Raw genomic sequence first — 20957 nt, forward strand, 5'->3', positions numbered from 1 at the left:
CTTTGGTTGAGAAGCTCAGGCCGATTCCAGCTTGACCGGAATGGCGCTTTGCAGGGATTGCCCGGTGATCGGATCGTAATCGACCACCTCGCTCACCAGCCGGTTGGTTGATGAGCCCTTCTCGCGCACATCTTTCTTGGTCGCATCGGCATCGCCGTAGGCATGGGCCATCGACACGAGGCCGCGGCGCACCTTGTCGCTCGCCTTCACCACGCCGTGGATGGTGGCGTGGGGTGATGTGATCGCCACCAATCCGCCTTCCTCCAGCCCCAGCGCAGCAATGTCATCCGGGTGGATATAGGCCGGGTTGGTGGTGGTCTTGTTCTGCAATTTCTTCAGCGGATGGCCGATCGAATTGAACCGGGTCTTGGACCGGCGGCTGATCAGGCGGAAATCGAACCCTTCGCGCGAAGCCGGGTTATCGGCATATTTCCCGATTTCCGCAGGCATCGCGCCTGCCGCCAGATCGAAGCGGTGAAATTCGCCTTCGTCCAATGCTTCGACCCTGGGGTGAACTTCGGGATAGATCACCGCCGCGCCGCCGTTGGCCTGACAATCGCGGCGCACATCGGATGGTTTCATCAGGCTGCCTGCCACCGCCAGATCGAGAAATTCCTCCTTGGTCGGCTTCCGGTCCATCGGCAGCGGGCCGCCCATCAGCTGCATCGTGATGCCCAGATGATGCGCCAGCGTCCAGAACATCTCATATTCGTCGATCACGTCCCCCGGCGGGGCCACAACCGGCTCGACATAGCGGGCATAGGGTTCTTCGTGCCACCATTCGGACAGGTTGGTGATGTCCTCGCGCTCAAGGCATTGCGATGGGGCCAGCACCACATCGGCGCGGCGCGCGCTGGCGCTCATCCACGGGTCGATCTGCACGAACATCTCAAGATCATCGAGCGCGCGCACCATCTTGGCCTGATCGGGGAAGCCCACCACCGGATTGCCGCCGACCGAGATCAGCGCCCGCACCTGGCCATCACCCGGCGTGAGGATTTCATCGGCCAGCACGTTGCAGGGCATTTCCCAGCCCAGATGACCAAGGCCGCGGAAGCGCGACTTGGGCATGCCCTCTGCCCCGAACATCGGCACCGGCGGGGCCACCTGCGCGCGGCGCGCGGTCTGATAGGGGCTGAACACGCCGGGGATCGCGGCCTTTTCGCCCTCCTGCTTGAAGCGGGCGCAAATAGTGTTGAGGCAGGTGACCAGATATTCGGTCAGGGTCCCGTTGCCCGCCATTTCCGGCCCGGTGCCGGTGGTGGCGCAGCCCTTGGACCCGGTCGCGAACATCCGTGCGGCAGCAACGAGTTGATCCCGATCCAGCCCCGCGCGTTCGGCGGCGACTTCGGGCGGAAAGGCCTTCACCGCCTCGGCCAGATCATCGAACCCGTCGACATGGGCGGCAACGAAATTGCGATCATACAGCCCTTCGGAAATGATCACGTTGAGCATCCCCGCCAGCATCGCCGGATCCTCACCCGGCTTTACTGGCAGATAGATATCCGCCAGCCGCGCCACGTCGCTTTCGCGCGGGTCGGCGACGATCAGCTTCAACCCCTTGGCCTTCTGATCGCGGATGCGGCGCGAGGGGCTGAAGGGCGGCACGCCGCCAACGGGCGCATAGTGCGACACGATCGGATTATTGCCGATGAACAGCGCAACATCGCTTTCCGAAAAGGTGTTTGGCCCGGCCATCCATTTGCCATAACGGGCGGTGGTAAACACCTTGGCGGGCTGATCCAGCGTCACCGACGTGTAGAAATTGCGGCTGCCCACGGCTTGCGCGAAGCTGAGCGAGGCGGCCATCGCGGCGCTGTTCTGGAAGCCGCCCGATCCCATGAACACTGCGACCGAATGCGGGCCGTGGGTGTCGATGATGCGGCGCAGCTCGGATGCGACATGGGCAAGCGCTTCGGGCATCGGGGTTTCAACGAACTCGCCTGCGTCATTGCGCACGAGGCTGTGATGCAAACGGTTGTCCGAATTGTGCGAATCCGGCAATTCGCGTCCCTTGACGCAGGTATAGCCGCCATAGGCCGGATCATCGGGATCGCCGCGCACCTCGATCACCTTCCCGCCTTCGACATCCACTTCCATGGCGCAGTTGGCATGACAGAAGCGGCAGAAGGTCTTGTGAGTCTGAACGCCCATCGTGGTTCTCCCTTTATCCTGCGCAAACTACCACAGCGGTCAAACCGCTCGACTGACACTTTTGTCCGTGGAGGGCTGCGCGCCGCACCCGCAATAGGGCAGGTGAACGCAAGGAGATTGACCGATGCCCACCACCACCCGCCAATGGCTCTTGAACGGACATCCGCGCGGTCGCGGGATCGAGATCGAGAATGACTTCAAGCTTGCCACGACCGAGCTTGCTGATCCGGCACCAGGTGAAATGCTGCTCAAGCTGCATTTCCTCGGGTTCGACCCGGCGCAAAAGGGCTGGATGGAGAACATCGCCGACTATGTCGCGCCAATGGCAATCGGTGATGTGATGCGCGGCAGCGGGATTGCCGAGGTGGTGGCCAGCAATGGCGGCAGGTTCGCGGTGGGCGAGATGGTATTCGGTACCACTGGCTGGACCGAATATCTCGTCACCGATGGCAAGGAGCTGACCAGGGTTGAAACCGATCTGTCGCCCACCGCTGTTTTGTCGGTGCTGGGGACGACCGGGCTGACCGCCTATTGCGGGCTGTTCAAGGTCGGCAAGCCCGTGGCGGGCGACACTGTGCTGGTATCGGGCGCGGCGGGCGCCACCGGCAGCATCGTTGGCCAGCTTGCCAAGCTCGCCGGGTGCCGGGTGGTCGGTATCGCCGGCGGTCAGGACAAGTGCGACTGGCTGGTGCGCGAGGCCGGCTATGACGCGGCGATCGATTACAAGGCGGGCGGGGTGAAGGAACAGATCCGCCAACATTGCCCGCGCGGGGTCGACGTGATCTACGATAATGTCGGGGGCAAGATCCTCAACGACATGCTCGCCTGCATCGCGACCAATGCCCGCGTGGTGATCTGCGGGGGGATCAGCCGGTATGAGACGGGTTCGCTCCCCGCCGGGCCGGAGAACTATTTCAACCTCGTGTTCCGGCGCGGCACCATGGCGGGCTTCATCGTGCTCGACTGGGCGAGTGAATTCCCCGCCATCCGCAAGCGGCTCGAAGGCTTCGTCAAGGATGGAAGCCTGAAATATCAGGAAGACATCCAGCACGGTTTCGAAAACGCGCCTGCGACCTTGCAGCGGTTGTTCAGCGGGCAGAACCGCGGCAAGCAGATGCTCAAGCTTTAGGGCAGGTCCTCGGGCCGGTTGACGTTCATCAACGGGCGGGGGAGGTAGATCCGGCGCGCGCCGATGGCATCGGCAAAGCGGTAAAGCGACCGGCCGCCGCCCTCCATGAAGGCTTCCAGTGGATGGCACGCCGCAACCGGCCACAGCCCGACAACCGGCTGACTTGCAATAATCGCCGCGCCTTCGCCAGTCAGACTGGCGGCAAGATCATGCGGCAGGTTGGGCGCATCGACCCCGGCGGACAGGACGTGGGCAAAACCGTTTGCCGCCGCATGGCGCAGCGCCGCCGCAAGGCCGCCCAGCGGGCCAAGCCCGGGTTCGGGCCAGTCGGGAAGGCAGGTGAAGCCCGGCTCCATGCGTCCGCACACCACATGCGCTCCGCATTGGGCATTAAGCGCGGCGGCCACCCGGTCGATCAGCCGGTCGCCTGCAAACAGCGCCTGCGCCTTGTCGCTGCCGAAGCGCTGCGCCTGCCCGCCAGCGAGGATCGCCCCCAGAAGCAAGGGTGCAGGATCAGTCAAACGCCTCGGTCGCAACGCCCTCGGCATTATAGACCGGGCCTTCGGCATCGACGCGGTACTTGGCGCTGGCCGCACCGGTCAGGCCGAACTGGCCGATATGGTCGCGCATTCCGGCATAGGCAGGGTCCAGGAAATGCGCGGCGAGCGCCTCTTCGCTTTCCCATTCCTCGAACACGTTGACCCGCGCGGGGTTCATGCTGCAGGCGCTCCAGTCGTAATGGATGCAGCCCTTTTCGGCGAGCGCCGCCTCGATATGCGGGCGGGCGGTGCGCAGCGCTTCCTCGCGCTGCGCGGGATCGAGGTCGATCTGGGCGGAAATCAGGATCTTGGCCATTTTGTCTCCAGGTGTTCAGATCCCCCGCCTCCCCACCCGGCCACCATAGCCTGATGGCATCATTGGTGTCCGGGTGGGGAGGCGGGGCGGGGGTATGCGGTTCGAGCGAGCGAATCCGAAAACTAAGCGCCAAATTCGGCGACGATGCGGAATGTCCGGCTGGTAAACACCCAGCGCCCGTCCACCTTTGCAAGCGCATCTTCATAAAGTCCGCCGACATGGCGCGCAGGGCCTTCGTTGGGCTTGAGGATTTCCTGCGTCTGCACCCGCGATGTTGCGGTGTTGCCGGTGACTGCGATCATGCACGGCACGCATTGGAAGCTCACCGCCTCCAGCCCGCCCATCGCGCCGTTCCAGAAGCCGACAATGGCGTCCTTGCCCTTGGTCTTGTGGCCCATCAGGTCCCAGTCGGCGTCGTCCGCCCAGACCGATCCCCATGTTTCGGCATCGAAACGCACCACGCCATCGGCATAGACACCATTCAGTTCGGCAATCGCGACGCGATCCTCCAGTGGTCCGGTAAACATTGCGCGCTCTCCCATTATTGCCGGAACGCTATCGGGCGGGGGATGGCCGGGGACAATGGACACTTTTGGGAAGGGTGGTCTTGCGCCGATGCGTGGTAGGCGCAGGGACGCAAGAGGAGAGACGCGATGGGACAACTCGAAGGCAAGACGGCTGTCATTCTGGGAGCGGCATCGCCGGGCAACATGGGGCAGGTGATCGCCCGCCTGTTTGCCACCGAAGGCGCGCGGGTGATGGTCGCAGGGCGCAAGCAGACCCCGCTGGTCGATTTCGCCGGTGAGATCGGCGGGGAATATGCCCTGTGCGACATCACCAGCAAGGGCGAAGTGAACGCCATGGCCGACAAGGCGCGGGATGTTTTCGGGCGTGTCGATATCGCAATCAACACCACCGGCTGGGGATTGCTTGCCAGCCTGCTCGACACCACCGAGGAACAGCTCGACCAGATCACCGAACTGCAGTTCAAGGGGGTGCATCACTTCCTGCAGGCTTTTGTGCGGGTGATGGGCGAACAGGCGCCCACCGGCGGTTCGCTCATCAGCCTGTCATCGGCCACCACCAAGGCGCTGATCAACAACCACGCCGCCTATATCGGCACCAAGCGTGGGAGCGAGGCGCTGATCGAGTGCGTCGCCAATGATTACGGGCATCTCGGCATCAAGGCCAACACCGTGTCGCCCGCCTTCACCGAAAGCCCGATGACGCAGGAAAGCTTTCAGGTGCCCGGCCTCGTCGATGCCTTCGTGCCGCGCTATCCGCTGGGGCGGCTCAACACCTCGGAAGACGTGGCCCATGCCTGCCTGTGGCTGTGCAGCGACCATGCCTTCGTGACCGGGCAGAACATCCAGCCCAACGGCGGGGTGACCCTGCGCGGCAATCCGCAGGCGCGCGATATCGAGGCAGCGGTCGGCGCCGCGATGGCCAAGCTGCAGGAGGGCTGAGCGCGGCCCCGCTGTTTCACGTGAAACAGCGGGCAAAGCCGGTCTGACGGGGGTCTGGAAGGGGTCAGGACCCCTCCCCGGCGTCAATACTGGGCTGTCCCGCCGTCAACGCTGATCTGTGCGCCGGTGATCCCGGCCCCGGCCTTGCTGGCGAGCAACACCGCGACCGCCGCGATCTCCTCCACCTCGTTCGGCCGCTTGATCGCGGCCTCGCTGGCGAACAGCGCGATCATCTCTTCAAACTCCATGCCCATCGCCTTGGCGGTGGCGGGGCCGTTGTTCTTGATGATGTCGGTGATGACAAGGCCGGGGCAGATCGCGTTGACCGTTACGCCTTGTGCGCCCACTTCGCGCGCGAGGCTTTTGGTCATGCCGTTCACTGCGTGCTTGGCCGCGGAATAGGCCGTTAGCACCGGCTTGCCGTGCTTGCCCTCCATCGACGAGATGTTGATGATCCGCCCGTCGCCCTTTTCCAGCATCACCGGCAGGGCGCGGCGTGTTGCCCAGAAGGTCGAATAGACGTTCCACTTCATCGCTTCGTCAAAGGCGTGATCCGACAGGTTGACCAGCGGCTGCAAATCGCCCGCGCCGCCGGCATTGTTCACCAGAATGTCGAGCGTGCCGAAATGCGCGATGGTCTGGTCGATGAACCCTTCAAGGTCGGACTGGCTCATCACGTCCCCGGCGATGAAGATCGCCCGGTCGCCAGCGCCCAGTTCGGCCAGCACCGCCGCGCCTTTTTCCGCATTGCGGGCGAACAGCGCGACCTTGCCGCCTTCGGCCAGAAATGCCTCGGCGATGCCGCGCCCCATGCCTGCCGTGCCGCCGGTGATGGCGGCGACCTTGCCTTCGAGTTTCATCCGCTTTGTCTCCTTCGTCCGCATCGGTAGACGCAGCGGCGCGGGCGCGCACCTTGCCAAAATGACGGGTTGCCGCCAAGGCCTGTGCGCGCCTCTATGCAGCCCATGATAGAGACAGACGTCATCATCCTCGGCACTGGCGCAGCGGGCATGGCTGCGGCGCTGGCCGCGCACGAAACCGGGGCCGAGGTGCTGCTGGTCGAGCGATTCGACCGGGTCGGCGGGACTTCGGCCATATCCGGCGGGGTGATCTGGGTGGCGGATAACCCGCAGATGCGCGAAGCCGGAATGGCAGACAGCCGCGCGGACGCGCTCGCCTATTTCCGCAGCCTTGATCACGGCGATCTGGTGGACGAGACGCTGGAGGCTTTCGTTGATCGCGGGCCGGAGGCGCTGGCCTTTCTGGAAAGCATTGATGCGCTGAAAGTCGCGGTGCTGCCGGGCTATCCCGATTACTACCTCGACCGCCCCGGCGCGAAGCCCGAAGGCAGCCGTGCGCTTGACCATGATCTGTTCAGCCTTGGCGAACTGGGCGAATGGGCCGAGCGGATTTACGCGATTGAAGAACCCAAGCCGCTGATGCTGCGCGAAACCCCGCTCGGCGGGGCAACCGCCATGCCGCCGATGGAGGTGCTGGGTGAACGCATGGCAACGCGGCAATGCGGCTTCGGTCAGGCGATGGTGGCGCGGCTGCTGAAAGCCTGCCTTGCGCGCGGGATTGAACCGATGCTCGGCGTTTCGACCAGACACCTGCTGCGCGATGGGGCAAGGATCACGGGGGTCGAGGCAGAGCAGAACGGCCAGCCGATCACCTTGCACGCCCGGCGCGGGGTGGTGATCGCCACCGGCGGGTTCGAATGGGATGCAGAGATGCGCCAGACCTTCCTGCGCGGCCCTGTCACCGCGCCCGCCAGCCCGCCAACCGCCAAGGGTGAGGGGTTGAAGCTGGCGATGCAAGCGGGCGCAAAGCTGGGCAATATGACCAGTGCATGGTGGGCGCCGACCTTGGTGACACCAGACCAGCCATGGGCCAGCGGTGAACAACGCGCGCAGATCATCCTTATCGAACGCACCGTGCCGCATTCGATCATGGTCAACCGCTCAGGGCGGCGGTTCTGCAACGAGGCGGCGAATTATTCGGCGCTGGGGGGCGTGTTCCACCAGTTCGACCCGGCCAATTACGATTACCGCAACCTGCCCGCCTATCTGATCTTTGATGCGCAATATGCTGCGCGCTATCCTTTGGGCACGCGCCAGCCGGGGCAGCCGATTCCCGATTGGGTGATGCGCGCCGATACGCTGGAAGGGCTGGCGGCGCAGATCGGTATCGATGGTGCGGCGCTGGGAGAAACCGTGGCGCGGTTCAACACCCATGCCGATGCGGGTCACGATCCCGATTTCGGGCGCGGCACCAGTGCCTATGACCATTTTTACGGCGACCGTTCGCGGGAAGGCACGGCGGTAACGCTGGGTGCGATCGGCGAGGCGCCGTTCTATGCGGTCGAGATCGCATCAGGCCTGCTCGGCACCAATGGCGGGCCGCGCACCGATGGGCAGGCGCGCATTCTGGGCCACGACGGAGAGATCATCCCCGGCCTGCTGGGTGCGGGAAATGCCATCGCCTGTCCCACCGGCGGCATCTACGCGGGCGCGGGCGGGACATTGGGGCCAGCGCTGACGTTTGGTTATTTGGCCGGGCGGACGGCGGCTTTGGCCAACGCCTAGCGTTTCTTCGCCGCAAACCCGATATTCAGTTGTTTCAGTGACCGCAGCAGAAAATGCGGGTGGTAGCTGAAATCGTTCTGCCCTTGCGCAAACCACATATCGTCAAACCGGTCGACCACTGCCTGAAACCCCCATGTCAGCTCGCGCCGGGCGAGCGGCGCACCAAGGCAGTGATGCGTGCCTGACCCGAAGGCCATGTGCGCGCCGGGCTTGGGCCGGTCGAGATCGAGTTTCTCCGGGCATTCAAAAAACCGTTCATCCCGGTTGGCCGCGCCATAACGGACATTGATCACCGATCCGGCAGGGATTGCCACCCCGTCCAGTTCCACGTCGGCATGGGTGAAGCGCATCAGGCTCTGCACCGGGCTTTCCAGCCGCAGCACTTCTTCAACGAAGGTGCGCATATATTTGTCGGGATCAGCTTTCAGCTTGTGCCACACGTCCTTGTTCTCGATCAGCAGCTTCATCCCTGCCGCGAGCGCGTTGGTGGTGGTTTCCGAACCGCCGACAAAGGTATCGGCCATCATCTCGGCGTGGAGTTCATTGTCGTTCAATGGCCGCCCCCAGCCTTCGATCACGGTGTTGACCAGCACGCTGATGAGTGAACCATCGGGGTGCTGGCGCAGGCGATCGAAGATCGGCTGGAAATAATGCTGCGCCTCGATCTCGCGGTCGACCATTTCCAGATGCTGATCCTCTGGCAGCATCATCGAAATGCGGTGGAAGAAGGCATCGGTCCAGCCCTTGATCCGCCACATGTCCTCACGCTGTGCGCCCATCTGTTCGCCAATGATGAACAGCGGCAACGGTACGCAGAACTGGCGCACCCAGTCGCATTTTCCGTCATCCACGAACGCGTCGATCAATTCATAGGCAAGCGTTTCCACACGCGGATCAATGGCCTTGATGCGGCTGGGCTTGAATGCCTCGTTGAACATGCTGCGCATCTGCTTGTGGTTCGGGTCATCACGCCCGGCCAGCGTCGGCGCCGGGAGCCAGCCCTTTTCGCGAAAGCGTTCGGCCACTTTGCGCCCGCGCTCCATGTCGGTGGGGCTGGCGCGCAGCAATTCGTTGGCGGCGGTGGAGGGGAACCGGGCGGGGTCCATCAGCACTTCGCGCACGTGGTCGTAACGGCTGATGACGTAAATCTGGGTGCCGGGGATGTTGTAGACCGGGGCCTCGTCGCGCAGGGTTTTATACGCGTCGTAAGGGCATTGTTGCAGCGCGGGATCGAACAGGTTGATCTGGGGGGTGCCGGAGGGATTTGGCATCATCGCACCTGAATCTTGTCAGCGCCCCAGGGCGCAATCGCCTCGGCCTGCCGGAACGCCTCGGGCAATTCCTCGACCATGTGCCACGTTGCGGCCAGCCGCCCGAACCCGACAAAGAACGCGACCGTCATACCCAGTTCGACAATCTGCGCTTCGCTGAAATGTGCACGCAGATCGGCGTAGATCGCGTCATCAATCGCAAGGTGATCGGTCGCCATCAGCTCGCCGTACTTGATCGCGACCTTCTCGGCGGCTGAAAGGTTCTCGGCCTCCTGCGGACGTTCGAGCGAACACACCAGCCCCTCGGTCACCCCGTCCGCCACGGCATCGGAATAACGGATCGCCATGCACGAACGGCACTGGTTGAAGAAGGCGATGCGCAGCCGCACCAGTTCCACCAGCCGATCGGGCAGGCTGCGGTTCTGCTTCAACGCCCCGCCAAACGCCATCAGCCCCAGCGCCTGTTCCGGACAATGCGCGAAATAGCGGGTCAGACCCTGTTCGAGATCGGTCAGGCTGTCCGGCTGGATCGCCTTGACCAGCCGTTCATCCCATTGTTCCGGAGGCAATTTGGCAATGCGGCTTTTTGGGCGGCTCACGTTTCTCTCCCCATTTCGGCACTGGCAAATTAGCCCGTTTCCGTAGGGGAGAGGCTGGGGGACAACCGGTGCCACAGCAATTGGCGGATTCGCTAAGCCAGGGAGAGGCGGTTTTGCAGGGGCACGCACCGCGTTCGCTCGAAGATGTCGATCTGTTCGCCCCCGGCGCGCAGGAGCACTGGTACGAAGCTTACGCCATCCTCCACGAACAGGCCCCGGTGCTGCGCCTTCCCGGCGAGGGTCTGACGCCCGGCAGCGATGCCTTCGTCCTCACCAGATATGCCGATATCAAGCGGGTGGTGCGCGATTGGGATCGCTTCCCGCCGACGCTGTCGCTGCTGGTGGAGCAGATTCAGGCTTCTGGCGAAATGCCGACCCATATTCCTGATCTCGACGCGATGATCGCCTCGATTGTCACCCTGCGGCCCGACCCTGATCTGTGGCGCGCGCACCGCAAGGAGCTGACCGATCCGTGGGTGGGGCCGGGCTGCACCCGCCATGCGGGCATGATCGGGCGGCATGTCGATGATCTGATCGCCGGGATGCTGGCCAAGGTGAAGCGGGGGGAGCCGGTGGATTTCGTCGCCGATTTCGCCCGCCCCTTGCCGCAGCGCACGATGGCCGATGTGCTAGGCTTCCCGCTCGAAGACATCCCCCGGCTGGAACAATGGGGCAATGCGCAGGTCATGTCCTATGTCCACGGGACGACCCACAAGAACATCCTTACGCCGGAACAGACGGCGGAGAAGTTCCGGCTGCTGGCGGGGATGAAGGAATACGTCGCCGAGCAGACGCGGGCGAAGCGCGCGGCCCCCAAGGATGACATGGTCAGCTTCCTCACGCAGGTTGAATATCAGGCCTTGGGCCGCAAGCTGACCGATGATGAAATCAACGGCGTGGTCTATGCGATGGTTATCGGCGGGTTGGAAACGACCCAATATGCCATCGCCGAACAGGCGCAGCTGTTGTGCGAACGCCCTGGCATGTTCCACGAGCTTCGCGGCGACCGCGCCGCGATCCGCACTTTCATCGAGGAAGGGATGCGGCTGCGTTCGCCCACTCAAGGGCTTTCCACCCGCATCTGTGCGCAAGACGAAGTGTTTCAGGGCGTGAAGGTGCCAGCCGGTTCGATGCTCCACCTGCGCTGGGCGGCAGCCAATATCGACCCGCAAGAGTTCGACGACCCGCTCGACCTGAAACTCGGCCGCAAGGCCGCGACCCGCCACCTCGCCTTCAGCCAGGGGCCGCGTTCATGCCCGGGATCGAACCTGTCGCGGCTGGAACAGATGATCGCGTGGGAGCGCCTGTGCGATGCCTTTGACGACATGGCTTGCGCGCCGGGCAATGATTTCCGCCATCAGGGCGGCATCATGCTCGGCATTCACCGCCTCCTGCTCAACCTCACCCCCGCCTGAACGAAGGACGCACCGATGGCCACACTGCTCGCCCACATCCAGATCAAGCCCGGCAAGGAGGCCAAGTGGGAAGCGATCATGCGCGACATGGTCGCCGAAACCTTCGGCAGCGAAGACGGCGTGGTCCGCTATGAATACTGGAAGGGACAGGAGCCGCTTTCCTATTACTGCCTGCTCAGCTTCAAGGACAAATGGGCGTTCTATCATCACCAGATGTCCGACCATCACGAAGGCCATGATTTCGCTGATGTGCTGGCGGGGATCAGGCTTGAATATATTGATCCGGTCGAAGGCGCGGGCGGAAGCCTGCCGCCGACGTCAGACCCGGCGCTGCCCGATGATGCCAGCGAAGCGATGCGCACCGCGCAGGAACGTTTTCCGCTGGATATCGCTGCATGGTGGAGCGGGCGCGCATGAGTATGGACGCACAGCTTCAGGCGCTGCTCGACAAGCAGGAAATCGCCGATGTGCTGCAACGCTATTCGCGCACGCTCGATTGGCTGGATGACGAGGGCCAGGCTGGCTGTTTCTGGCCCGATGCACCGATCGACTACGGGTTCTTCACCGGCAGCGCCGCGGATTTCCTGCCGGTGGTGATGGCAATCGAGCGCGCCAGCCAGCGGCGTTGGCATTTCCTGTCCGCTCCGGCGATTGCGTTCGATTCCGCCGATCATGCCAGCGTTGAATGCTACGGCTTTGCCACGGGCATCCGCCAGCAGGAGGATGGAAGCTGGTCAGGCGGGCTCTATGGTGGGCGCTATCTGGATGAATTCGAGAAAAGAGAGGGCGAATGGCGCATCGCCAGCCGCCGCTACATCATGGACTGGAAATTGCCGCTCGACGATCAGCCCGGCAATGAACCCAACCCCGATTTTCCCCTGCCGGTGCTCCAGATCATCGCCAGCGGGCATCCGGATTACCGGCCCTTCTAGCCCCTTCCCTTGAGGGAAGGGGAGAAGCAGCGATTATTCCTCCGCAGGGTCCATGTAATCGCGGTAATAGGTCATCTTCCCGCCTTCGACCTTGTAGATGCCGACCCCGCCACGAGGTGCGTGGCCTTCCATGTGCATCGTCCAGCGCGCCCATGCGGCATGGGTATCACCGCAGATTTCATCGACGGTAAAGTGCACTTTGCGGCTGTCCATTTCCTCGACCATTGTGGTCATGAAGCCAAGGATCGCCTCGCGCCCTTCGTACCGGCCCCAGATCGGGTCTTCGAGCAGCGCGTCCTCGGCGAACAGATCGACCAGCCGGGTGTAGTCGCCATCATCCTGAATGCGCCAGAATTCCTCGATCACGCGCTGTGCTTCGCCTGTCATTGTCTCGCCTCCCTGTGCTGCCGGCAATGTGCCATGACATCGCCCCAAGCCCCCCTGTGAAAAAGGCGAGGGCGGGCGCGCGGGCGGGCCTGTTATCCTGTCTCCCAAGGAGAAAGCCCATGTCCACCATCCCCCGCGTATCCTCCGCCATTGCGGGCGAACCAGCGCATTTCGGATCAGTGCTGGCGCACCAACCGGAGATCGCGGAAAGCTTCTTTGCGCTTTACGGCCGGTTCTGGGGATCGGACGTGCTGCCCGCGCGGATCAAGGAGGTGGCGCGGATGCGCAACGCGCGCATCACCGAATGCGGGTTCTGCCGCAATGTCCGCTTCGACAAGGCGGTGGCGCAAGGGCTGGGCGAGGACGTGGTGGACGACATCACCGATGGCTATGAAAGCTCAGGCCGGCTGACCGATACCGAGAAAGCCGTGCTCAAATTCACCGATGCGCTGATCCATGATCCCGAATTGCTGACGGGCGATGCGCGGGCCGCCCTGCAACGCCACCTCAGCCCGGCGCAGATTGCGGAAGCTGGGCTGGGGGTGACGCTGTTCCTCGCGCTCGCCAAGGCGTTGATCACCATGGGGCTGGAGCCGGAAGTGATGGATCGCACCGTGTTGCCCACGCCCGCTGTGCTGGAGGCTGCGGAATGAGCGGGCCGGTGCAGGCCGCATTGGCAGGCGATCCGGTGCTGGCGGCACACTATGCCGATTTCCGCGCCAAGGCTGAAGGGGCGCTCGACCCTGCATTGGCGGCGCTGGTGCGGCAGGCGGTGGCACAGGTGCACGGGATGGAGGCGGCGCCGATCGATGACAGCGCGCTCGACGAAGGCACCTGCGCCTGCCTCGCCTATGCGCGGCGGATGCCGTTTGAACACACCGCAATCAGCGATGCCGAGGCCGCCGCGCTGGTGACGCATCTGGGTGAGCCGGGGTTTGTCGCTTTCTCGGTCGTAACGGCGCTGGCCGATGCGGAATGCCGTGCTGCGCTGGTTGATCTGCCGGGGCTGGCGGGGGCTTAACCCAGTTCGCGCAGCAGATCTGCGCCGTCCCACCCCTGCGCCGCTTGCGCCACAAATTCATAGAACCCGGTGAGTTGTGCGGTCGGCTCGTAGAGTTCGAGCATATGGCCAAGGCTCACCCGGGTATCGACAAAGGCAAAGGCGGTGCCTGTCTGCGTGACCGAAAGCTGGGCGAGCGGCGCGCCGTCCCGCTCGAACCGGGCAATCGCCGCCTCCAGATCATCGACGAACAGCGCCGCGTGATGCAGGCCCTCTTTGCCAGACCCGTGCGGGAACATGTCGTGGAGGGCCGATGGGTCGGGATTGTGCTGCACCACCAGCTCCACCATCACGCTGCCCCATTGGCCGTATGCGCTGGAGTGATCAAATGGCCGTTCCACCCCGCGATGCTGCGAGGACGCGAGGGCCACGTGCCGCAACACGACAAACGGCCCTGATCCGAACTGCCGGTGATGCGCCGCCGCTGCCGCTGCAAGATCATTGACCTTGTAGGCGAGCTGGCGAACCGCCAAACCGCCGGCCAGCACGCTAATTCACCGCCCGGTCCCTGCCCGCCCAATAGGGCGCGCGCAATTCGCGCCGCAGGATCTTGCCGCTGGGATTCCTCGGCAGGGCGGGGATGAAATCGACCGATTTGGGGCACTTGTAACCCGCGATATGCTGGCGGGCGTGGGCGATGAGATCCGCCTCGGTCAGTTCCTCGCCCGGTTGCACCACCACGCAGGCCTTCACCGCCTCGCCCCACTTGGCGTCGGGCACGCCGATCACCGCCACGTCCGCCACCTTGGGATGGGCATAGAGCGCGTTCTCGACCTCGGCCGGGTAGACATTCTCGCCCCCGGAGATGATCATGTCCTTCACCCGGTCGTGGATATAGAGGTAGCCGTCTTCATCCAGATAGCCCGCGTCCCCGGTGCGCAGCCAGCCTTCGGCATCAATGGTGGCGGCGGTGGCATCCGGGTTGTTCCAGTAGCCGCGCATGTTCTTGGATGACCGTGTGGCGATCTCGCCCACTGCGCCCGCAGGCACGGGGTTGCCCGCTTCGTCGATGATCTTGATCTCCACCCCCGCCAGCGGCTTGCCCACGCTGCGCATCCGGGGGCTGCCTTCGGGCACGTGATCTTCGGGGTCCAATGCGACGATGGTGCCGCTGGTCTCGGTCATCCCGTACATCTGCACAAAGCCGCAGCCCAGCACCCGCATCGCCTCGCGCATCAGTTCGAGCGGAATCGGCGAGGCACCATAGGTGACATATTTGAGGCGGCTGAAATCGGTCTCGGACACGCGCGGGTGGTTGAGCAGGATCTGGATCGCGGCCGGCACAAGGAAGATTTTCGAGATATTGTAATTGGCGATCAGATCCAGTGCCTTGGCCGGATCATATTCGGGCAGGACGATCGAATTGGTTCCTGCCACCATCGTCCCGATACCGGTGCCGGTGCCAGAGATGTGGAAGCACGGCATGGCCAGCAGGGTAACGTCGCCCGGGATCGGCTCCTGCCATGTGCGCATTTCATCACCCGACGCCATCGCATCCCGGCTGGAAAGGATCGATCCATGGGTCATCACCGCGCCCTTGGGCTTGCCGGTGGTGCCCGAGGTGTAAAGCTGCAGCGCGTCATCTTCGGGCTTGATCTTGTGGGCCGGGGGCGTGGCGGGGAAGCTGTCGCGCCATTGGCGGTAATCGGTGCCGGCATGTTCGGGCGCGTCGATGCCGATGATTTCGGCGACGTGCGGCACGCTCGCGCGCACCTCGGCGATCATTGCGGCAAATCCTTCGCCCACGAACACCACCCGGGCCTGCGAATTGTCGAGGATATAGGCCACTTCGGGCGGGGCCAGCCGCCAGTTGACCGGGGTCATCACCGCGCCGATGCGGGCCGCGCCCAGCAACGCCTCGAAATAGAGCGGATGGTTCTTGCCGAGGAAGGCGACGCGTTCGCCCGGTTTCACCCCCAGCGCGACGAGACCGTTCGCCACCCGGTTCGCGCCTTCATCCAGCGCAGCGAAACTGGTTTCCTCCTGCGCGTAGGTAAAGGCGATCACATCGCCTTGGTTCTGCGCGTGTTCGCGCACGATGTCGCAGAAGGAATCGCCCGCGAATTCTGTGATGTCTGCCATGGGCGGAAGGGATAGCCCGCACACCGGGCTGCTGTCATTGGCACAATTCATAGCGGCGCAGCCGCGCCAGCACGCTAGGTTGGCGTGCATGAGCGCAGACGCGATCCCTGCCGGTTTCGAACCGGCTGATTTCACCCCCGGCTTCCTCGATCATGGCGGGCCTTACTATCTCGGGTCGCAGGTCGATGGCGTGCGGGCCGTGGGCCTGCTGATCCGCCCGCACCACATCAATTACCAGCAAGCAGCCCATGGCGGGGTCATCTCGACCTTCGCCGATGTCGCCTTGAGCCATGCGGTCTATGATGCCGAACGGCCCCGACTTGCCCCGTCAACCGTGACCTTGACGGTGAATTATCTCAGCGGAGCAAGGCTGGGGGACTGGCTGGAAGCTCGCGTACGGGTTGATCGGCTGGGCGGGCGCACCGCCTATACCTCAGGCGGTGTCTGGCGGGGAGACGAGCAGATTGCGACGATGAGCGGGGTGTTTGCGTTTCGGCGTTGAGGCTCGCCTGCCCAACGACAGGGGTGGCCTAACCGAGCCAGCGTGCCACCACCGGCGTCGAAGGGTCGCGTTCGTCATGATAGCCCGCCGCGCCTTCGGGCGTGTCGCTGAGATCAACGCCCTCCACCACCCGGAATTCGCGCCAGTCATACAGGCCGGTGCGCTGGGCGATGCGCCATTCGGGGCCATTGAGTCCGGACCGCTTCTCGAACCGGTCGACATATCGGCCCGCGACGACGGCGGAATAGATCACGCCCTTGTCCGGAAACACCTCCGCCAGCGGATAGCCCGGCGGGATGGTGTGCATCGCGGTCATATAGGTTTCGGTGTGACAGATATCCGGGCCATCAAAGCCGAAGATCACCTGCCCAAGCTGATGCTGGGTGGCGAGGCACGGGTCGATCACCCCGCGGGCCTGATCGACAAAACCGCGCCAATCGCCTTCGATCACGCCGAACTTGAACACCGCATCGCTATGGAACAGGCGCTCCATCATCTGCCACCGCCGCCGATCAATCGCATGGGCATAGGCGGCGATCACATCACGGATGGCTTCGCGGTCTTCAAGGGTTCCGGTCATGGTTCCAGCTCCACAATCACCTTGCCGATATTGCCGCCGGTGAACAGCTTGGCATAGGCAGTGAGGGTATTTTCAAGCCCCGTCGTCACGTCATAGGGCATCACCAGATCGCCCGCCTCGTGCCAGCTGCGCAGCCGCGCGGTCAGAGCCGGGCCTTCGTGCATGAAATCGGGCGAGAAAAACCCCTCGATCCGCAGCCGCCGCATCAACACCTGATCGAATTCGGCTGGCGCGGTGCGGGTGCCGGAGGAATAATCCGCCAGCAATCCGCACACCGCGATCCGGCCATAGTGGCTCATCCGGGTCAGCACCGCGTCGAGCAGCGGCCCTCCGACATTGTCGAAATAGACATCGAAGCCGCCTGCTGCATCCAGCTGTGCGCCTACGTCTGCTGCCTTGTAATCAATTGCCCCCGCGATCCCGAGTTCATCCGTCAGATAAGCACACTTCGCCGCGCCGCCCGCGATCCCCCATGCCTCGCAGCCAAGCAGCCTGGCGATCTGCACCGCGAGGATCCCGGTCGCGCCCGCCGCTGCCGACACCAGCACCCGCTCGCCCGATTTGGCCGCGCCGGTCTGTTCGACGCCCCACAATGCCGTCCACCCGTTCATGCCCAGCGGGCCGAACCATGCGCGCCGGTCAGCCACTGAAGGATCAAGCACCAGCGCGCCCGACATCACCGCATCCACGGTGGAGACATCGCTCCACTGGCCGAACGCGCGCACCAGATCGCCCGCCTTGAAACCTTCGGCCCGGCTTTCCTCCACTTCGCCCAGCACCAGCCCTGTCATCGGCGCGCCCACGGGGAGCGGCGGCTGGTAGCCATCCTCGCGCGATGTCAGCCACAGGCGAGTGCCGGCATCCATTGAAAGATGCGAATTGCGGATACGGATCTCGCCCTCTGCCAGCGCGGCAAGCGGGGCTGCCTCCAGCTCCAGCGCGCTGGCGAAATCGGTTCCCTCGGGGCGGCGGGCAATGCGCCAGAAGCGGTTCTGCATGGCCGCACTGTCCGGTTGGCACGCAGCCACGGCAACCCCGCCTTTTCGCTAGGGGCCAAAGCCGCCCGGCTATCATTTTGGCGCGGTGCGCGGGCGATGGGCGCTTCCTAGTCTTGCCGCCAGACCACACGACGGGAGAGAAAGACATGGCAACCATCACGGTGATCGGCGCAAGCGGCCGACAAGGTATGGCGCAGGTGCGGCAGGCACTGGCGGCCGGGTACGACGTGCGCGCAATCTCGCGGCAGGCAGATCCGTTTGCCGGCGCGCCGATCGAAGGGGTCGAGCGGGTCGAGGTGCGACCGATGGACCTCTATGACACCGCGAGCTTTCATGCCGCTCTCGATGGCACGGATTATATCTTCTACACCCATCCGCTGCAGGCCCGCGCCGACCGTGCCTATCTGATCGGCGAAATTGGCAAGGTCGCGGCCGAACTGGGGGTCAAGCGGGTGGTGTGGAACACGTCAAGCTGGATTCCCGATCGTCCCGGCGACCCCTTCACCTATGGCGAGAACACCAAGGGCATCAATGCCCTGTGGCGTTCCGGTGCGCCGGGTACGGTGTTTGGATCGGTGCTGTTCATGGACAACCTGCTGACCAACTGGGCGCGGCCCTTCATCGTCAATGAAGGCCGCTATGTCTATCCGCACAACCCGGCGCTGGAAGCCAACTGGATCAGCCTCGATGATGTCGCGCGCTTCATGCTCGCCAGCCTCGATCGGCCGGACATGGAAGGCGCATGGCTGAACATCGGCGGGCCGGAGCGGCTGGTCGGCAAGCAGGTGACGCAATACCTGTCCGAAGCGCTGGACAAGGATATCGCCTATGATCCATGCACACCCGAGGAATTCGGACGCTATCTGGTCGAGGCCGCCGGGGACACGATGCCCGCGGAAATGCGCGAGGATTTCGCCAAGGGGATCCAGGCCTTCTACGAATACAACAACGACGCGCCGACCCGGCCGTTCGAAGTCGATATGGAGCATGTTTACGATCGCTTCCCCGAACTCGACGGCAAGCTCGAGACGCTGGGCGAATGGACCAAGCGTCAGGAGTGGGGCGAAAGCAACTTCCGGCCTGCGTTCGGTTGATCGCATGAGCGGGCTGCGCGAGGCGAATATTGCGCTCGTCACGCGCTACTATGAAGCATTGGCGGCGGGCGACTTCGATGCGCTCGCCGCGCTCCATGCCGACGATGTGGTGTTCAACCTCGTCGGCACGACGCCGGTGTCGGGACGCTGGGTGGGTAAGGCAGAGTGCTTTGGCCCGGTTGTGGCCGACGGTGTGATCGGCAAGCTGGTGGCTGACACTATCCGCTTCTCGCGCCAGTGGCGGATTATGTGCGCTGATGAGGAGCGAGTCGTTGGTTTGATGCGCGGCGGCGGCATGGGCACCAATAGACACGAGTATCTGCAGACCTACTGCCAGATCCTCACCATCCGGGACGGGTTGATCGTGGAACTGCACGAGTTTTTCGACACCGCGTTGGTCGAACTGGCGCTCAACGACAACCCGACAGCAAAAGGGCCAGGCATTCCAGCCCGGCCCTTTGAATTCTGAGGTTTTTGCTCCCTCGGGCGGTGCCTAATGGTGCTGTAGAGGGCGCTTTCTCACTCTACTCTGCCGCCTGACGCTGTTCAGCTGCGAAGATTTCCACCAGCTCCTCGTCGCTCGCTGCGACCAGCCGCTCGGCCCAGCCGTGGAAGACCTGCCCGCCCTTTTCGTTGCGGCCGAACAAGACCTCCTTCATCAGCCCCGATTGCAGTGCCTCATGCTGGCGCTTGCCGGTGGCGTAATCTTCATCGCGCACCACGATTTCGAGGAAGTTGAACTGGTCGTGCGCCGCCTGCACCTGCTCGGGCGTTTCGGGCTGGTTTTCCATGACGTAGAACTGGGTGGTGTAGCTTGTCCCCACATCCGCGCCGGGGAACAGCTGGCTGATCAACGCCCCGCGCTGCCCGCCGCCATAAAAGCTCGCGATCGAGATGTGGGGGAAGATCGTCCACACGCCCTGCACCAGCACTTCCTGCGGCAGTTCCTCGTCGCTCATCGCTGAGAGGTCCATCTGCTGGTCGTCCTCGCCCGAAACCTTGATGGCGAACCGTGAAGGCGTGGACAGGCGCTGGTGCGGGCCGAAGGCGAAATAATTGGCACGGTTATAGAAATCCGCGCCGAACGTGTCCTTGTGCAGCACCGGCAGGTGGTAGAAATCGAGATAGCCGTCATAGGCCGTCTTCCAGTTCGGTCCTTCCAGCGTGCGCTGTGCGAACAGTGTCCAGCCTTCGAACTCGAAGGCTTTGAGCAATTCATCATAGCCGCACAGGTAATCGGCGATGTCGAGCTTGGACGCCGGGTCAAGCGTGACCCAGATCAGGCCGGCATTCTCGTGGACCGGGAACTGCGTGAGGCAGTGCTTGGCCTTGTCGATCTTGCCGAAATCCTGCGCGTCAGCCACACCGATCAGATCGCCATCGGCCTTGAACGTCCAGCCGTGATAACCGCAGGTGAAGCGGCTGGCATTGCCGCAGCCCGCGGCCAGCGGGTTGCCGCGGTGGGTGCACATGTTGAGGAAGGCGCCCATGCTGCCGTCCTTCTGGCGGCTGAGCAGCAGCGGCACGCCGCAGATGTCCATTGCCTTGAAATCGCCGGGGTTTGGCAGTTCGCAAGACGGCGCGACCATCAGCGGCAGGCGGCGGAATATCTGCTTCTTTTCCAGCTCGAACAGCGCAGGATCAGTATAGGCGCTGGCGGGCACGCGCACGACATCATCCGCATATTCCATCGTATCGGCTGCGCCGTGGGCAACCAGATTGCGGGTCATGGCGACCAGCGTTTCGCGTGACATGCTCGTTCTCCCGAAGCAGCGATCTTGGCGCACAGCATCCGGCTTCCCCGCGCGCGCGGCAATGCTCACTTTTGGCAAAGGGCCAAAAGCAAGG

General features: G+C 63.7%; 24 protein-coding genes. 11 read left to right on the forward strand and 13 right to left on the reverse strand.

Annotated features, from left to right (window positions below; all coding sequences use genetic code 11):
- Nucleotides 1-15: 15 nt before the first annotated feature.
- Nucleotides 16-2154: a molybdopterin-containing oxidoreductase family protein gene (locus tag BUA05_RS12395; RefSeq protein ID WP_072675336.1), complete on the reverse strand. Its 2139-nt coding sequence runs from the start codon at nucleotides 2152-2154 to the stop codon at nucleotides 16-18.
- 124 nt (nucleotides 2155-2278) lie between these two features.
- Between BUA05_RS12395 and BUA05_RS12400 the strand changes: the two genes are divergently transcribed.
- Nucleotides 2279-3283 carry an NADP-dependent oxidoreductase gene (locus BUA05_RS12400; RefSeq protein WP_072675337.1) on the forward strand — a complete coding sequence of 335 codons (1005 nt, stop codon included), beginning with the start codon at nucleotides 2279-2281 and terminating at the stop codon, nucleotides 3281-3283.
- Here the strand turns inward: BUA05_RS12400 and mobA are convergent.
- The 3 genes from mobA to BUA05_RS12415 all read right to left on the reverse strand — a co-directional run bounded on the left by mobA (nucleotide 3280) and on the right by BUA05_RS12415 (nucleotide 4665).
- Nucleotides 3280-3804, reverse strand: a complete 525-nt coding sequence (gene mobA / locus BUA05_RS12405) for a molybdenum cofactor guanylyltransferase (protein WP_245790192.1) — start codon at nucleotides 3802-3804, stop codon at nucleotides 3280-3282. The two genes, BUA05_RS12400 and mobA, sit on opposite strands and share 4 nt — an antisense overlap.
- Nucleotides 3797-4138, reverse strand: coding sequence for a putative quinol monooxygenase (locus tag BUA05_RS12410; RefSeq protein WP_072675339.1), 342 nt, complete (start codon nucleotides 4136-4138; stop codon nucleotides 3797-3799). Before BUA05_RS12410 ends, mobA begins: the two co-directional genes overlap by 8 nt.
- Before the next feature lie 122 nt (nucleotides 4139-4260).
- Nucleotides 4261-4665: a nuclear transport factor 2 family protein gene (locus BUA05_RS12415; protein ID WP_072675340.1), complete on the reverse strand. Its 405-nt coding sequence runs from the start codon at nucleotides 4663-4665 to the stop codon at nucleotides 4261-4263.
- 126 nt (nucleotides 4666-4791) lie between these two features.
- Here BUA05_RS12415 and BUA05_RS12420 point away from each other — a divergent pair, with 126 nt between their 5' ends.
- A complete protein-coding gene (locus BUA05_RS12420; protein ID WP_072675341.1) occupies nucleotides 4792-5604 on the forward strand; it encodes an SDR family NAD(P)-dependent oxidoreductase in 813 nt (270 codons plus the stop codon).
- Nucleotides 5605-5687: 83 nt separating this feature from the next.
- Here the strand turns inward: BUA05_RS12420 and BUA05_RS12425 are convergent, their stop codons facing one another.
- Entirely contained in the window at nucleotides 5688-6464 is a 777-nt protein-coding gene (locus BUA05_RS12425) for an SDR family NAD(P)-dependent oxidoreductase (protein ID WP_072675389.1), read from the reverse strand.
- A 105-nt stretch (nucleotides 6465-6569) separates the two neighbouring features.
- On the opposite strand from BUA05_RS12425, the gene BUA05_RS12430 reads away from it, so the two are divergent.
- Nucleotides 6570-8189, forward strand: a complete 1620-nt coding sequence (locus BUA05_RS12430; RefSeq protein WP_211277624.1) for an FAD-dependent oxidoreductase — start codon at nucleotides 6570-6572, stop codon at nucleotides 8187-8189.
- On the opposite strand, the gene BUA05_RS12435 is transcribed toward BUA05_RS12430, so the two are convergent.
- Nucleotides 8186-9460 (reverse strand): cytochrome P450, encoded by a 1275-nt coding sequence (locus BUA05_RS12435; protein ID WP_072675343.1) that lies wholly within the window; start codon nucleotides 9458-9460, stop codon nucleotides 8186-8188. The genes BUA05_RS12430 and BUA05_RS12435 overlap by 4 nt on opposite strands.
- The gene (locus tag BUA05_RS12440; RefSeq protein ID WP_072675344.1) at nucleotides 9460-10059 is read right to left on the reverse strand and encodes a carboxymuconolactone decarboxylase family protein; all 600 of its coding nucleotides are present in this window, start codon (nucleotides 10057-10059) and stop codon (nucleotides 9460-9462) included. Before BUA05_RS12440 ends, BUA05_RS12435 begins: the two co-directional genes overlap by 1 nt.
- 113 nt (nucleotides 10060-10172) lie before the next feature.
- On the opposite strand from BUA05_RS12440, the gene BUA05_RS12445 reads away from it, so the two are divergent.
- The 3 genes from BUA05_RS12445 to BUA05_RS12455 are packed head-to-tail and all read left to right on the forward strand — an operon-like array spanning nucleotide 10173 to nucleotide 12406.
- A complete protein-coding gene (locus BUA05_RS12445; protein WP_072675345.1) occupies nucleotides 10173-11474 on the forward strand; it encodes a cytochrome P450 in 1302 nt (433 codons plus the stop codon).
- A gap of 15 nt (nucleotides 11475-11489) precedes the next feature.
- A complete protein-coding gene (locus BUA05_RS12450) occupies nucleotides 11490-11891 on the forward strand; it encodes a putative quinol monooxygenase (RefSeq protein WP_072675346.1) in 402 nt (133 codons plus the stop codon).
- Entirely contained in the window at nucleotides 11888-12406 is a 519-nt protein-coding gene (locus BUA05_RS12455; protein ID WP_158093710.1) for a nuclear transport factor 2 family protein, read from the forward strand. Before BUA05_RS12450 ends, BUA05_RS12455 begins: the two co-directional genes overlap by 4 nt.
- Before the next feature lie 33 nt (nucleotides 12407-12439).
- Here the strand turns inward: BUA05_RS12455 and BUA05_RS12460 are convergent, their stop codons facing one another.
- The gene (locus tag BUA05_RS12460) at nucleotides 12440-12793 is read right to left on the reverse strand and encodes a nuclear transport factor 2 family protein (RefSeq protein WP_072675348.1); all 354 of its coding nucleotides are present in this window, start codon (nucleotides 12791-12793) and stop codon (nucleotides 12440-12442) included.
- Nucleotides 12794-12912: 119 nt separating this feature from the next.
- Between BUA05_RS12460 and BUA05_RS12465 the strand changes: the two genes are divergently transcribed.
- On the forward strand, nucleotides 12913-13446 hold the full coding sequence (locus BUA05_RS12465) for a carboxymuconolactone decarboxylase family protein (RefSeq protein WP_072675349.1): 534 nt from the start codon (nucleotides 12913-12915) through the stop codon (nucleotides 13444-13446).
- Complete coding sequence (locus BUA05_RS12470) at nucleotides 13443-13814, forward strand: hypothetical protein (protein WP_072675350.1); 372 nt, start codon at nucleotides 13443-13445, stop codon at nucleotides 13812-13814. The genes BUA05_RS12465 and BUA05_RS12470 overlap by 4 nt, the downstream gene beginning before the upstream one ends.
- On the opposite strand, the gene BUA05_RS12475 is transcribed toward BUA05_RS12470, so the two are convergent.
- Nucleotides 13811-14341 (reverse strand): VOC family protein, encoded by a 531-nt coding sequence (locus BUA05_RS12475; protein WP_245790193.1) that lies wholly within the window; start codon nucleotides 14339-14341, stop codon nucleotides 13811-13813. The two genes, BUA05_RS12470 and BUA05_RS12475, sit on opposite strands and share 4 nt — an antisense overlap.
- 1 nt (nucleotide 14342) lies before the next feature.
- Nucleotides 14343-15935 carry a fatty acid--CoA ligase gene (locus BUA05_RS12480; protein WP_072675351.1) on the reverse strand — a complete coding sequence of 531 codons (1593 nt, stop codon included), beginning with the start codon at nucleotides 15933-15935 and terminating at the stop codon, nucleotides 14343-14345.
- A gap of 88 nt (nucleotides 15936-16023) precedes the next feature.
- Between BUA05_RS12480 and BUA05_RS12485 the strand changes: the two genes are divergently transcribed.
- A complete protein-coding gene (locus BUA05_RS12485) occupies nucleotides 16024-16437 on the forward strand; it encodes a PaaI family thioesterase (protein WP_072675352.1) in 414 nt (137 codons plus the stop codon).
- Nucleotides 16438-16465: 28 nt separating this feature from the next.
- Here BUA05_RS12485 and BUA05_RS12490 read toward each other — a convergent pair whose 3' ends face one another.
- On the reverse strand, nucleotides 16466-17017 hold the full coding sequence (locus tag BUA05_RS12490) for a nuclear transport factor 2 family protein (protein WP_072675353.1): 552 nt from the start codon (nucleotides 17015-17017) through the stop codon (nucleotides 16466-16468).
- A complete protein-coding gene (locus BUA05_RS12495; RefSeq protein WP_072675354.1) occupies nucleotides 17014-18015 on the reverse strand; it encodes an NADP-dependent oxidoreductase in 1002 nt (333 codons plus the stop codon). The genes BUA05_RS12490 and BUA05_RS12495 overlap by 4 nt, the downstream gene beginning before the upstream one ends.
- Nucleotides 18016-18161: 146 nt before the next feature.
- On the opposite strand from BUA05_RS12495, the gene BUA05_RS12500 reads away from it, so the two are divergent.
- Nucleotides 18162-19109, forward strand: a complete 948-nt coding sequence (locus tag BUA05_RS12500; RefSeq protein ID WP_072675355.1) for an SDR family oxidoreductase — start codon at nucleotides 18162-18164, stop codon at nucleotides 19107-19109.
- A gap of 4 nt (nucleotides 19110-19113) precedes the next feature.
- A complete protein-coding gene (locus BUA05_RS14820; protein ID WP_072675356.1) occupies nucleotides 19114-19578 on the forward strand; it encodes a nuclear transport factor 2 family protein in 465 nt (154 codons plus the stop codon).
- A gap of 55 nt (nucleotides 19579-19633) precedes the next feature.
- Here the strand turns inward: BUA05_RS14820 and BUA05_RS12510 are convergent, their stop codons facing one another.
- Nucleotides 19634-20863: an aromatic ring-hydroxylating oxygenase subunit alpha gene (locus BUA05_RS12510; protein WP_072675357.1), complete on the reverse strand. Its 1230-nt coding sequence runs from the start codon at nucleotides 20861-20863 to the stop codon at nucleotides 19634-19636.
- Nucleotides 20864-20957 lie beyond the last annotated feature (94 nt).

It is taken from the genome of Erythrobacter sanguineus (assembly GCF_900143235.1).
Lineage (GTDB): Bacteria > Pseudomonadota > Alphaproteobacteria > Sphingomonadales > Sphingomonadaceae > Erythrobacter > Erythrobacter sanguineus.